Source organism: Serratia sp. (in: enterobacteria) (assembly GCF_052400455.1).
Lineage (GTDB): Bacteria > Pseudomonadota > Gammaproteobacteria > Enterobacterales > Enterobacteriaceae > Serratia > Serratia ureilytica.
Window position 1 is genome coordinate 3,127,291 of sequence record NZ_CP185812.1, and the last position, 12,858, is coordinate 3,140,148.

Annotated in this window: 9 protein-coding genes; 7 read left to right on the forward strand and 2 right to left on the reverse strand. The window is 60.3% G+C overall.

Annotated features, from left to right (window positions below; genetic code table 11):
- Window positions 1-22: 22 nt before the first annotated feature.
- The 4 genes from tssH (at window position 23) to ACORQT_RS15300 (ending at window position 7,655) form a co-directional block, all read left to right on the forward strand.
- Window positions 23-2,677 (forward strand): type VI secretion system ATPase TssH, encoded by a 2,655-nt coding sequence (gene tssH, locus ACORQT_RS15285; RefSeq protein WP_444859232.1) that lies wholly within the window; start codon window positions 23-25, stop codon window positions 2,675-2,677.
- Between the two features lie 49 nt (window positions 2,678-2,726).
- Window positions 2,727-4,172, forward strand: a complete 1,446-nt coding sequence (locus tag ACORQT_RS15290) for a serine/threonine protein kinase (RefSeq protein ID WP_042784894.1) — start codon at window positions 2,727-2,729, stop codon at window positions 4,170-4,172.
- 141 nt (window positions 4,173-4,313) lie between these two features.
- Complete coding sequence (locus tag ACORQT_RS15295; RefSeq protein WP_033643566.1) at window positions 4,314-6,899, forward strand: type VI secretion system Vgr family protein; 2,586 nt, start codon at window positions 4,314-4,316, stop codon at window positions 6,897-6,899.
- A gap of 3 nt (window positions 6,900-6,902) precedes the next feature.
- On the forward strand, window positions 6,903-7,655 hold the full coding sequence (locus tag ACORQT_RS15300; protein ID WP_072627417.1) for a hypothetical protein: 753 nt from the start codon (window positions 6,903-6,905) through the stop codon (window positions 7,653-7,655).
- A 218-nt stretch (window positions 7,656-7,873) separates the two neighbouring features.
- Here the strand turns inward: ACORQT_RS15300 and sbmC are convergent, their stop codons facing one another.
- Together sbmC and kynA are read right to left on the reverse strand one after the other, a co-directional pair.
- Window positions 7,874-8,341, reverse strand: a complete 468-nt coding sequence (gene sbmC, locus ACORQT_RS15305; RefSeq protein ID WP_047025433.1) for a DNA gyrase inhibitor SbmC — start codon at window positions 8,339-8,341, stop codon at window positions 7,874-7,876.
- 23 nt (window positions 8,342-8,364) lie between these two features.
- Window positions 8,365-9,207, reverse strand: coding sequence for a tryptophan 2,3-dioxygenase (gene kynA, locus ACORQT_RS15310; RefSeq protein WP_072627416.1), 843 nt, complete (start codon window positions 9,205-9,207; stop codon window positions 8,365-8,367).
- Between the two features lie 294 nt (window positions 9,208-9,501).
- Here kynA and ACORQT_RS15315 point away from each other — a divergent pair, with 294 nt between their 5' ends.
- The 3 genes from ACORQT_RS15315 (at window position 9,502) to ACORQT_RS15325 (ending at window position 12,830) form a co-directional block, all read left to right on the forward strand.
- Window positions 9,502-10,539, forward strand: coding sequence for a LacI family DNA-binding transcriptional regulator (locus ACORQT_RS15315; protein WP_033643570.1), 1,038 nt, complete (start codon window positions 9,502-9,504; stop codon window positions 10,537-10,539).
- Window positions 10,540-10,808: 269 nt separating this feature from the next.
- Window positions 10,809-12,044, forward strand: a complete 1,236-nt coding sequence (locus tag ACORQT_RS15320) for an MFS transporter (protein ID WP_232092545.1) — start codon at window positions 10,809-10,811, stop codon at window positions 12,042-12,044.
- A 21-nt stretch (window positions 12,045-12,065) separates the two neighbouring features.
- Window positions 12,066-12,830 (forward strand): SDR family NAD(P)-dependent oxidoreductase, encoded by a 765-nt coding sequence (locus tag ACORQT_RS15325; RefSeq protein WP_042784898.1) that lies wholly within the window; start codon window positions 12,066-12,068, stop codon window positions 12,828-12,830.
- Window positions 12,831-12,858: the final 28 nt, after the last annotated feature.

A 12,858-nucleotide genomic window follows, 5' to 3' on the forward strand; every position in this document is an offset into this window, starting at 1 on the left:
ACTCTGAGACCTGAGGAAAACCATGTCTGAAATCAGCCGCTCGGTATTATTCGGCAAACTGGATAGCCTGTTATTCACCTCTCTGGAAAGTGCGACGGCGTTTTGCAAGCTGCGCGGTAACCCCTACGTCGAATTGGCGCACTGGCTGCATCAGCTGGTGCAATCGCCGGACGGCGATCTGCAGCAGATCGTTCGCCACTTCGCGCTGGACGAGGCGCAGCTGGCGCGCGACATCGTCGAGGCGCTCGATCGCCTGCCACGCGGCGCCAGCGCCATCTCCGATCTGTCCGAGCACATCGACAGCGCGGTAGAACGCGCCTGGGTCTATGGCTCATTGAAGTTCGGCGCGGCGCGCATCCGCGGCGGCCACCTGCTGCTCGGCATCCTGAAAACCTACAGCCTGCGCCATCTGCTGAAGGCCATTTCCCCGCAGTTCGAGCGCATCAACGCCGATCTGCTGATGGAACAGTTCGCCGCCATCACCGCTCACTCGGCGGAAAACGCCCAGGATGCGCCAGTGGAAAGCAGCGTCGAGAACGCATCCGGCGCGCCGCGCAGCGGTGAAAGCGTGCTGGCGCAGTATGCCCAGGATCTGACTGCCAGAGCGCGCAACGGCGAGATCGACCCGGTGGCCGGCCGCGATGAAGAGATCCGACAAATCGTCGATATTCTGATGCGCCGCCGCCAGAATAACCCGCTGCTGACCGGCGAGGCCGGCGTCGGCAAAACCGCCGTGGTGGAAGGCCTGGCGCTGCGCATCGTGGCCGGCGACGTGCCGCCGCAGCTGCGCGACGTGAAGCTGTGCCTGCTGGACATCGGCATGCTGCAGGCCGGCGCCGGCGTTAAGGGCGAGTTTGAAAAACGGCTGCAGGCGGTGATCGACGAAGTGCAATCCAGCCCGACGCCGATCATCCTGTTTATCGACGAAATTCACACCCTGATCGGCGCCGGCGGCGCCCAGGGCACCGGCGACGCCGCCAACCTGCTGAAACCGGCATTGGCGCGCGGCCAACTGCGCACCATCGGCGCCACCACCTGGTCGGAATACAAGAAATACATCGAGAAGGATCCCGCGCTCACCCGCCGTTTCCAGGTGGTGCAGGTGCACGAACCGAGCGAAGACAAAGCGCTGCTGATGCTGCGCAGCACCGTCAGCCCGCTGGAGCAACACCACCGCGTGCTGCTGCTGGATGAAGCGGTGGACGCCGCGGTGCGGCTGTCCCATCGCTATATTCCGGCCCGCCAGTTGCCGGACAAGGCGGTGGCGCTGCTGGATACTGCCTGCGCGCGCGTGGCGGTCAGCCAACATGCCGAGCCCGCCCAGGTCGAAGACTGCCGCCACCGCATCGATGCGCTGCAGATAGAGTTGGATATCGCCCGCCGCGAGGCCAAGGTCGGCATCGGCGATCCCCTGCGCCCGCAGGAGATTGAAGCCCAATTGACCGCACTGCGCCAGGAACTCGAACAGTTGACCGAGCGTTGGCAGCAGGAGCTGGCGCTGATCCAGCAGATCATCACGCTGCGCGCCCAACTGCACGCCCAAGAAGAGGCGAGCACCGACGAAGAGACGCAAACGCGCCCTGATGCCGACGCGCTGCGCGCCCAATTGGGCGAACTGCAGCAGCAGCTGAGCGCGCTGCAGGGCGAAGCGCCGCTGATCTTCGCCGCCGTCGACGCCAACATCGTGGCGGCGGTGGTGGCCGACTGGACCGGCATCCCACTGGGCCGCATGGTGAAAAACGAGATTGAAGCGGTGCTGCAGCTCTCCGACACCCTGAATCAGCGCGTCATCGGCCAACGCCATGCGCTGGATCTGATCGCCCGCCGGGTGCGCACCTCACGGGCGCGCCTGGACGATCCGAACAAACCGGTCGGGGTATTCCTGCTGGCCGGGCCCTCCGGCGTCGGCAAAACCGAAACCGCGCTGGCGCTGGCGGAAACCCTGTACGGCGGCGAGCAGAACGTCATCACCATCAACATGAGCGAATTCCAGGAGTCGCACACCGTTTCGACGCTGAAAGGCGCGCCGCCCGGCTATGTCGGCTACGGCGAGGGCGGCGTGTTGACCGAGGCGGTTCGCCGCCGTCCTTACAGCGTGGTGCTGTTGGACGAGATCGAAAAGGCGCACCCGGACGTACATGAAATCTTCTTCCAGGTGTTCGACAAGGGCTGGATGGAGGACGGCGAAGGCCGCCATATCGATTTCCGCAACACCATCATCATCCTGACCTCCAACGTCGGCACCGATCTGATCGCCGGGTTGTGCAGCGATCCGGAGCTGCTGCCGGAGCCGGAGGCGCTGAGCGGCGCGCTGCGCCAACCGCTGCTGTCGGTGTTCCCGGCCGCCTTGCTCGGCCGCCTGCTGGTGGTGCCGTATTACCCGCTGACCGACGCCACGCTGGGCAACATCGTGCGCCTGCAATTGGGCCGCATTCAGCGTCGCCTGGCGGAGAATCACGACATCGTCTGCACCTTCGACGACGCGGTCATCGAGCAGATCGTCAGCCGCTGCACCGAGGTGGAGTCCGGCGGCCGCATGGTCGACGCTATCCTGACCAACACCCTGCTGCCGCAGATCAGCCACACCCTGCTGACCGGCAGCGCCAACGACCAGCGCTATCGCCAGCTGCATATCGCGCTGCAGAATAACGAATTCATTTGTCAATTTCAGGCATAACGCCGCGGCCGCCGAGACGGCGGCCCTTTGAACACAGAGAGTCATCACTATGTCGGGAACCGGGATAACTAAACCGAATTCGAACAGCCTGCCGAGCGGCTATCGATTCAATGAATTCGAGATCCAGGAAGCGATCGGCGAAGGCGGCTTCGGCATCGTCTACCGCGCCTACGATCACCAACTGGAACGCACCATCGCCATCAAGGAGTACATGCCAACCTCGCTGGCGAAACGCAACGACGATCTCAGCATCGGGCTGCGCGGCGAACGCTTCGGCAAAACTTTCCAGGCCGGGCTGAACAGCTTTATTCAGGAGGCGCGTCTGCTGGCGCGCTTCTCGCATCCCGGTCTGCTGCACGTGTTGCGCTTCTGGGAAGAGAACGGCACCGCCTATATGGGCACCCAGTTTTACAGCGGCACCACGCTGAAAAACCTGCAGGCGCAGCAGCCGGAGAAAATCGACGAGGCGTGGATCCGTCGGCTGCTGCCGCCGCTGTTCAGCGCCATCAACACCATCCATCAGGAAGGCTATCTGCACCGCGACATTTCGCTGGATAACATCCAGATCCAGGAGAGCCAACTACCGGTGCTGCTGGACTTCGGGTCGGCGCGCAAAGAGATCGGCAACCTGTCGGACGAAACGGAGATCATGCTCAAACCGGGCTTCGCGCCGATCGAGCAGTACACCGAGAACAGCGACGGCGAACAAGGGCCGTGGACCGATATCTACGCGCTCGGCGCCGTGCTGCACACGCTGATCGTCGGTTCGCCGCCGCCGGTCAGCGTGGTGCGCAGCATCGAAGACAGCTACCAGCCGCTGACCGAGCGGCGCCCCGCCGGCTACTCGCCGGAGCTGCTGCGCACCGTCGATCGCGCGCTGGCGCTGAAGCCGGAAGACCGCCCGCAGACCATCGACGAAATGGCCGAGCTGTTGCACCTGCCGATCGCCGATGAAAACGAAATCATCAGCACCCCGGCCGCCGCGCCGGAGAACTTGCTGGTCGCCGCCAACCCGGCCGCCGCTGCGGCCGCAGCCGGCACCGTTACCGCGCGCGGCACCCAATTCTCGCGCCCGATGATGGCCGGCGCCGGCGTCGCCGCGCTGCTGGTGATCGGCGCGATCGCCTGGCTGAGCGGCGGCAAGGACGATGCCCAGGCCGTCGCTCAAAACAGCGAGACGTCACCGGCGCAGAAAACCCTGACGCAGCAGCCGAGCGCGCCGCAAACCGCGCAGCCTGCGGCGGCGGAACCTGAAAAAGCGGCGCCGCCGGCGCAACCGGTGGCGTTGGTGTACTTCAAACTGCAACCGGGTGAGCAGGTCAGCCTCGACGGCAAGCCGCAGCAGGTGACGCCGGGCGAAAACGGCTTCGCCAGCCTGAACCTGGCGCCGGGCCGCTATCAGCTGGAGATCCGTCACAACGATCGGCTCCGCCGCCAGCAGCTCAGCATCGACACCGCCGGCACCTGGCTGGTCAACCCGGCCACTGCCGGCTAATCCCGTTCTGAAACTCCGCCTCGGCGGGGTTTCCCCTATTTCATGAGACTGACGAGCAACTGCCCCCTCATTGGCCGCGCGGCAAGGCCGCTGCAACGCCGGAGTATGCAGGGCATGACGTCAATCACAGAGGACGTTCTCATGTTGGATCGCATTATTGCGCACACGCCGCTGGGCCAGGAGCAACTGCTGTTTCGCTCGCTGGACGGTATCGAAGCGCTTTCCACTCCTTTCGACTTCTCTATTGAATTGCTGAGCACCGACGCGCGCCTCGATCGCAAAGCGCTGCTCGGCCAACCGCTGACGCTGGAAATTCCGACCCAGGGCTTTCTCAGCGCCCCGCGTTACCTGAACGGTAAGATCACCGCCATCGCCGTCAGCAGCGAAGAGATCGGCGGCACGCGCTACGCGGTGTACAACCTGCACGTGCAGCCGGATCTGTGGCCGATGACCAAAGACCGCAATTTCCGCATCTTCCAGGAACAGACGGTGCCGCAGATCGTCAAGACCCTGCTGGCGGAGCACAACGTGCAGCTGGAAGATCAGCTGACCGGCGACTATCGTCTGTGGGGCTACTGCGTGCAGTACAACGAAAGCAGCTTCAACTTCATCAGCCGCCTGATGGAGCAGGAGGGCATCTATTACTATTTCAAACACGAAATGGGCAAACACACGCTGGTGCTCGGGGACGCCCCCCACCATCACCAGCCCTATCCCGGCTATGAGATGATCCCCTACCACCTGACGCCGTCGGGCGGCAGCACCAGCGAGGAAGGCATCAGCCAGTGGACGTTGTCCGATCGCGTCACGCCGGGCATCTACAGCCTGGACGACTACGATTTCCGCAAACCGAACGCCTGGCTGTTCCAGGCGCGGCAAAACCCGGTCTCGCCGACGCCGGGGCAAATCGACGTTTACGACTGGCCGGGCCGCTATACCGAGCATCAGCAGGGGGAGTTCTACGCCCGCGTGCGCCAGGAAGCCTGGCAGGCCGAACATCAGCAGATCCGAGGCACCGCCACCGCCATGGGCATTGCCCCCGGCAGTACCTTCACGCTGTATAACGCCCCGCATGCCGACGACAATCGCGAATATCTGACGCTGCAGGCCAGCTACCATCTGAAAGAGAATCGCTACGCCAGCGGCGACGATCAGAGCAGCGAACACCGCATCGACTTCATCGTCCTGCCGGCGGACGTGCCCTGGCACCCGCCGCAGCAGGCCACCTGGCCGAAAACCCACGGACCGCAGACCGCCCGTGTGGTCGGCCCGGCCGGCGAATCGATTTGGACCGACAAATACGGCCGCATCAAGGTGAAGTTCCACTGGGATCGCTTCGGGCCGAAAGACGACGGCAGCTCCTGCTGGGTGCGCGTCTCCAGCGCCTGGGCCGGCCAAGGCTACGGCGGCGTGCAGATCCCGCGCGTGAACGACGAAGTGGTGGTGGACTTTATCAACGGCGATCCGGATCGGCCGATCGTCACCGGGCGCGTCTATAACGAAGCCAGCATGCCGCCGTGGGCGCTGCCGGCCGCCGCCACCCAGATGGGCTTTATGAGCCGCACCAAAGACGGCACCGCCGACAACGCCAACGCCCTGCGTTTCGAAGACAAGGCCGGCGCCGAACAGGTGTGGATCCAGGCGGAGCGCAACATGGACACCCAGGTGAAAAACGATGAAAGCCACACCATCGCTAACGACCACACGCATCTGGTGGGCGGTAACCAGATCAAACGGGTGGTGCTTAATCAGGCGACCGGCGTCAAAGGTGAATCCTCCGCTCTGACCGGCAAAACGCGCAGCGACGCCGTGGTCAATGCCTTTACCCTAGGCTCCGGGGAATCGCTGCGGCTCGAATGCGGCGAAAGCGTGATCGAACTGCTGGCGGACGGCCAAATCAACATCACCGGCACCAGTTTCAATATCACGGTGAAAGAGGATGGTGCGATCAACACCGGCGGCCAGCTGGATCTCAACCAGCCTGGCGGCGCCGCGCGCACCGCCGCACCGGGCGGTGGCCATCAGGCGGCAATCCAGAGCGCCGTCGATCAGCTGTTCCCGAACGAGGAGGCGAGTGGTACGCCGGGAAAGCCGGTTAACGCCGCCCCTCGGGCGGCGGCAGCGGCGCCGGCATCTATCACGCAAAATGCTCAATCGACAACAAAACCCGGCAGAATTGATAATCGGGTTGTTGAATCGGTCATGGCCTCTGAAGGGAGTGCTGGAGAACAAGGTGGGCGCCGTGAGTTATACGGATTCAGAAAAGGAAATGGCAATGCTTATGACAAAATCCTTGCTGCTCGTAACCAATACGGCCAAGGCAGCGCTGAAGAGTTTGAGGAAGTATCCAAAGCAATGAGCGCATCAGCGAAGTCTGCAGGTGCACTGAACTTTTCTGATCCAGGAAAACAAGGGGCAATAACTTCATTGGCACATATGCGTGGCTCATCTGGCGCACAAGCGATCCTGAACTCCATGGAGTCCGGACGAATAGTTAAGGCTGATACCTTAACGTCGGAGGCAATAGCCAAAATTGAAAGTATGTCGGCGGAAAGCTTTCAGGATAATTTACTTAAAGCTCGGGTAGAATACGATAGAGCAATATATGGAGATACCATCACGACGCAGGGTGGTAAACAGTACAACTGGTGGGCACGTTATGGTAATGGCCTTCAAAAGCGGTATGCCCGGGAAGCAGAAGAATTTTTAAAATTATCAAACGAGTGATTTATGTTCAAAAAAATCTTATTATCTACATTGTTTGCTGCTTCTTTGCTTTGCTCCATTGAATCCACATCAGCGATAGACCTGTTACAATATAACAAAACCAACACAGTAAGCGGGCTGGTCAACGATAAAGCGGTCACTGACAATCTTAAAAGCATACTGGGTCAAGACTATGAAAAGTACATCAACAACTTTGATGTGTTCGGTGAACCTCATTCAACCCCAGGTGGTGGGTTATTTATTGAAGGGTGGCTAAAAGATCTTTATCTGGAAAATGCCTCTGCTCTGGTCATCAATCCCGATGGGAAAATTTATGCCGCCTGGGTTGTACCTGATTCTGATATCATAAATTACAAATCATCTGATAAAGATTCCCCTATTAATAATGATATTCTGCATTGGGCTGCACGCTTCAAAGACATGCATTTTTCCTCAGACAGCAAAAGAAATAAGGTGAGGACTGAGGAAGAATACTTTGACACACAGTCATTCTCTATCAAGCTCATGACTGTTTGCATCAGTAAAGGAAACTGTAATGATGCTACTTATTATGGAGAGCGTAAAAAAGATGGTGCTGCTGTAACTTTGCAGGGAAAAGTGACACGTGCTGATTGCAATACAGCCCCATGCCCAATAATCAGTTATGAGTTTAAAAATGCATCGACGACCTACATGCTCAGTAAAATTGATAACACACTGACAGTTATAAAGAATGGTAAGATATTAATGAATCAAAAAGGAACTTGGGGGAAATAGCCACCACAACCGCCACCGAGTGATTCCAAGGCACTTGATTCCAAGGCGCTAAAGTGAGACTTGGCCTATCTACCTACACCGTATAGATATCAAACGGCCTATACCTCAGTGCGAGTGACACTCCCTCCTCTTGTCACCGCTCCTAAACCGAACAGGAATGACAATCACAGGCTGAATCTGTACCGCCCATCGATTCAGCCTTCTTTATCATTTCCCCTTCACCACTTCTTCACCGTCTGGTAAATATCGAGGTCAAAATAGCCGTCGGCTTCGCAGTCGTTGAGATAGTGTTCGTAGCTCACCCCCTCAACCGGCTGGTAGCCGCTGGCCGGCAGCAGCTTCTGGTAAAACTCGCCCCATACCCGTTCGAAATCGCCATCGCTGATGCGTACGCGGTAAACCGCGTACTGCCCGGCGGGCAGCGTCTGCACGGTCATACCCGCGCTGCCCGTCGGCAGCGCGAAATCGTCCGCCACGCTCATCACCACGTCGGCGCGCAGCTTTTCCGACGCCACTTCCGCCGGATCGTCCCAGTACAACACCAGCCATTTGCCGAACGGCACGTCGTGACGCTGCCGCCATGCCAGCAGTTGCTGCGAACCCTGCGGGATGGTCTGCGGATACGGCCCCACCACTCTTACCCCCACCACCTTCTCCGCCGCTTTATCGATAATCCTCACGCTCATCGCCCTTATCCTCTCTCTTTATCTCAGGCGCCGATTTCGGTACGCACGTCCAGCAGTTCGGGGAAAAAGGTCAGGTCCAACGCCTTTTTCAGGAAGCTGACGCCGCTGGAACCGCCGGTGCCCGACTTAAAGCCGATGATCCGCTCCACCGTTTTCATATGGCGGAAGCGCCACAGATGGAAACTCTCTTCGATATCCACCAGCTTCTCCGCCATTTCATACGCTTCCCAATAGGTCTGCGGGTTGTCGTAGATCACTTTGAACGCCGGCAGCAGATCCGTGTTGCGCTGATAGGGCTGCGTCCAGTCGCGCTTGAGGCACTCCTGCGGGATCGGCAAACCGTGGCGCGCCAGGTACAGCAAGTATTCGTCGTACAGGCTCGGCGCTTCGAGGATCGCCTTCAGCGCCGCGTGTTTTTCCGCATCGCTGCTGAACACCGCCAGCATGGCGGCGTTCTTGTTGCCGAGCAGAAACTCGATCGACCGGTATTGATGCGACTGGAAGCCCGAGGAACTGCCCAACACATCGCGAAACTCAACGTATTCCGACGGCGTCAGCGTTTCCAGCACCGCCCACTGTTCGAACAGCAGCCGCTGGATCTGTTTAACGCGCGCGAGAATTTTAAAACAGTGGCTGAGTTTGTCCTGCTGCACCAGCCGCAGCGCCGCCTGCAGCTCGTGCAGCATCAGCTTCATCCACAGTTCGGAGGTTTGGTGCTGTATCACGAACAGCATTTCGTCATGATGCGGCGGGTTGGAGAGCGGGTGCTGGCAGTCCAGCAGTTGGTCCAGGCACAGGTAGTCGCCATAGCTCATGCGTTTGGAAAAATCGGTGACAATCGCGCTTTCTAATTCCCGTTTGTTCATCTGTGATCTCCGTTGCGCCCAGCGCCCCATCGGCCTGGAACGTGCCGCAAAGAGAAAACAATAGTACAGAACCCGCCGCCCCGAAGGGCGATAAACGAGAGATGCTTCGCAGATCTCACTCATCCGCGTCACCCCATGGCCGCCGCTCTTTGCTGTTTAGTAAACAACCAGCCCTGCGCCTGACGACTCTCACAAATGCGCGATCCCGTGCGGGTTTCGCCCCGGTTGCGGCTTGCCTGCGCCCGCCTTCCCTTATAGATTTCAGGCTAACGGCAGGCAGCAAGGGATCGGCAAATGGCAAATATTCGTGATGTCGCGCGGTTGGCCGGCGTGTCCATCAGCAGCGTGTCGAACCTGCTGAATAATCGCAGCCACCAGATGAGTGCACAGACCCGTCAGCGCATCGAACAGGCGATGGACACCCTGGGCTATCGCCCGGCGCGCACCGCAGTGAACCTCGCGCCACAGGCGAAGATCATCGGCCTGCTGCTGCCGTCGATCGTTAACCCGAGTTTTTCGGCGCTGGCGCACGCCGTCGACAGCGCGGCGCGCGCTCACCGCTACCGCGTCTTGCTCGGCAACGCCTACAGGCAGGAACAGGAGGAAGCCGCGTTTATCGACGATATGTTTCTGCATGGCGTGCGCGGCATCATCGTGGCGGCGAGCGACATCCGCCAGACCCATTTTGTCCGGGCGGCCGAGCGAGGCATGAAGATCGTCAGCTATGACAGCCCGTTCGCCGAGCCGATGGCCGCCGACAGCCGGTTGTTCGACAGCGTGTCGATGGACAATCTCGCCGCCGGGCGTCTGGCCGCGCAGCACCTGCTCGAACGCGGCTGCCGACATATCGTGTTCGCCACCGAAGCGGCGCTGACCGTGGGGCGCAGCCACAAGATCGACGGTTTTCTGAGCGCCCTGGGGCACAACTTGAGCGAACGCCAACGGGTGATCGAAGGCAAAGCCACCAGCGCCTACGGCGACACGGAGATGTTCGAATTGGGGCTGACGCTGGCATCCCGCATCCTCGCGCTGACGCCGCGCCCGGACGGCATCGTGGCGATTAACGATGCGCTGGGCATCGGGCTGATGGTGGGGCTGCGCGCCGCCGGCGTCCAGGTGCCAGCAGAGATTTCGGTGGTCGGCATCGACAATATCGCGCTTGCCGGCCTGGCCGAACCGGGGTTGACGTCGATCGGCCCGCCGCTGGCCGAGATGGCGCAGCTGATGGTCGAACGCCTGATCGGCCGCATCAACAATGATTCACAACCGCCCGGCGAGTTTCTCTTCCCGCCGACGGTCATCAGCCGGCGTTCCGTCAAAACCGCCGGTTAATACGGTAAAAACGGCTTACCCAGGCGATGCGCAGATAGCATCGTCCGGCTCGCCGCAGCCAAAATCAGAAAAAACAGCGTCGTCGCAATAAATAAACGGCGCGACGCTTTATGCACGCAACGTCGTTATTCAGCACGCCGCTCATGACTTTGGGCTGGGCCGCTATTATTCCGATTAACCACATGGGAAAAACCATGATGAAAAAAACAATGCCAAAGGATATTGAACGCAGCGCCATCAGGAAATTGACGCTGCATATTGTCCCCCTCATGATCTTGTTGTATTTCCTGGCCTTTCTCGACCGCAACAATATGGCCTACGCCGCCAAAGCGTTGGAAGATAATCTGGGATTGACCGCCTCGGCTTTCGGCTTCGCTTCCGGAATTTTCTTTATCGGCTATTTCCTGTTTGAAATACCCAGCAACGCCGGCACCATTAAATTCGGCCCGCGCATCTGGTTCGCCAGAATATTAATTTCCTGGGGCATCTTCGCGACCCTGCTCGGTTTTGTGCGCACGCCGCTGGAGCTGTATATTTGCCGTTTTATGCTGGGCGTGTGCGAGGCCGGTTTCTTTCCCTCGGTGGTGTATTACTTCACGGTCTTCTTCCCGGAAAAATACCGCACCAAAATTCTCGGCATGTTCATCATCGTCCAGCCGCTGTCCAACGCGGTCGGCTCGCCGATTTCCGGCTTTATTCTCAATATTCAGCATGACTGGTTCGGCTTCGCCCCCTGGCAGCTGCTGTTCATCCTCGAAGGGCTGCCGCCGATCGTCATCGGCCTGCTGATCCCCTTCCTGATCAAGAATTCGCCCAAGGACGTCGGTTATCTGAACGTGGAGGAAAAAGCCTGGCTGATGAGCAACGCCGGCCGCTCCAAATCCGGCTCAAAAATCACGCTGGGCGACTTCCTCAAGGGCATTAAAAACAGAAAGTACCTGCTCTACGCGCTGCTCAACTTCGGCATGGTATGCGGCATTTACGGCTTCGGCACCTGGCTGCCGTCGATCATCAGCGCCATTTCCGGCAGCGATATCTTTCGCGTCAGCCTGCTGGCGCTCATTCCCTACGGCCTGGCCGCGCTGCTGGTGTATCCGTGGAGCCTGTGGGCCAGCAAAACCAAAAAGCTCGGCGTGTTCGCCGGCCTCAGCATGGTGCTTGCCGCCATCGGCCTGATGGGCGCGGTGACGTTTTTTAAATACGACCCGTTCGTCGCGCTGTCGTTCCTGTGCATTGCCGCCATCGGCATCTACACCGCCGTGCCGCCGTTCTTATCCATGCCCGCCAATATCTCCACCGGCGCGGCCGCGGCCGCCGGGCTGGCGGTGGTGAGCTGCATCGGCAATATCGGCGGTTTTGTCGCCCCCTATGCGGTGGGCGTGCTGAACGATCTGACCGGCAGCAGCGCGCCGGGGCTGTTTTTCCTGGCCTCGTGCCTGCTGGCGACCGGTTTGATCTGCATTTTCTACTGCGCCAAACAGCGTGAAGGCGTCATCAATTCTTAACGAACCAATAAGGAGTCAATCATGGGCGATCTTGCGGGCAAAAAGGTCTTTATCACCGGGGCGGAACAGGGCATCGGCCGCGCCACCGCAGAGCGGCTGATCAAGGCCGGGTGCGACATCTATTTTCACTACCACAGCGACGAAAGCGGCCCCAAGGCGCTGGTGGCGCTGGCCCATTCACTCGGACAAAAGGCCGCCTACGGATACGCCGATCTCATCGACACCGACGAAACGCTGCGCTGCGTCTCGGCCGGCGCCGAGTTTCTCGGCGGCATCGATATTCTGATCAATAACGTCGGCGGCATCGTCGGGCGCAAATGGCTGGGCGAGATCGATCGCGCCTTCTGGCAAACCGTGATCGACGTAAACATGACCACCATGCTGAACGTGACCCAGAGCGCGCTGCCGCACCTGAAGGCGGCGCCGAACGGCGCCAGCATCATCAACCTGGCCTCGCTGGCCGGCCGCGCCGGCGGGCACGCCGGCTCGCTGGTCTATTCCGCCACCAAGGGCGCGGTGCTCACCTGGACGCGCTCGCTGGCGGCGGAGCTGGGCGAGCACGGCATCCGGGTGAACGCGGTGGCGCCCGGCCTGATCCTCGGCACCCGCTTTCATAATCGCCATACCACCCAGGCATCGGCGGAGGAAACCGTTCGCGCCATCCCGCTGGGCCGCGCAGGCACGCCGGACGACGTGGCCCGCGCCATCGCTTTCCTGGCGGCGGAATACGACGGCTTCATCTCCGGCGCCACTCTCGACATCAACGGCGGCATCTTCCGCATGTAGTTCAGCTGCGGGCGGCACGGCCGCCCCC

Bases quoted from the DNA above. Each gene is read 5' to 3' on its own strand.
- tssH (WP_444859232.1), top strand. From the start codon at position 23: ATGTCTGAAATCAGCCGCTCGGTATTATTCGGCAAACTGGATAGCCTG.
- ACORQT_RS15290 (WP_042784894.1), top strand. From the start codon at position 2,727: ATGTCGGGAACCGGGATAACTAAACCGAATTCGAACAGCCTGCCGAGC.
- ACORQT_RS15295 (WP_033643566.1), top strand. From the start codon at position 4,314: ATGTTGGATCGCATTATTGCGCACACGCCGCTGGGCCAGGAGCAACTG.
- ACORQT_RS15300 (WP_072627417.1), top strand. From the start codon at position 6,903: ATGTTCAAAAAAATCTTATTATCTACATTGTTTGCTGCTTCTTTGCTT.
- sbmC (WP_047025433.1), bottom strand. From the start codon at position 8,341: ATGAGCGTGAGGATTATCGATAAAGCGGCGGAGAAGGTGGTGGGGGTA.
- kynA (WP_072627416.1), bottom strand. From the start codon at position 9,207: ATGAACAAACGGGAATTAGAAAGCGCGATTGTCACCGATTTTTCCAAA.
- ACORQT_RS15315 (WP_033643570.1), top strand. From the start codon at position 9,502: ATGGCAAATATTCGTGATGTCGCGCGGTTGGCCGGCGTGTCCATCAGC.
- ACORQT_RS15320 (WP_232092545.1), top strand. From the start codon at position 10,809: ATGATCTTGTTGTATTTCCTGGCCTTTCTCGACCGCAACAATATGGCC.
- ACORQT_RS15325 (WP_042784898.1), top strand. From the start codon at position 12,066: ATGGGCGATCTTGCGGGCAAAAAGGTCTTTATCACCGGGGCGGAACAG.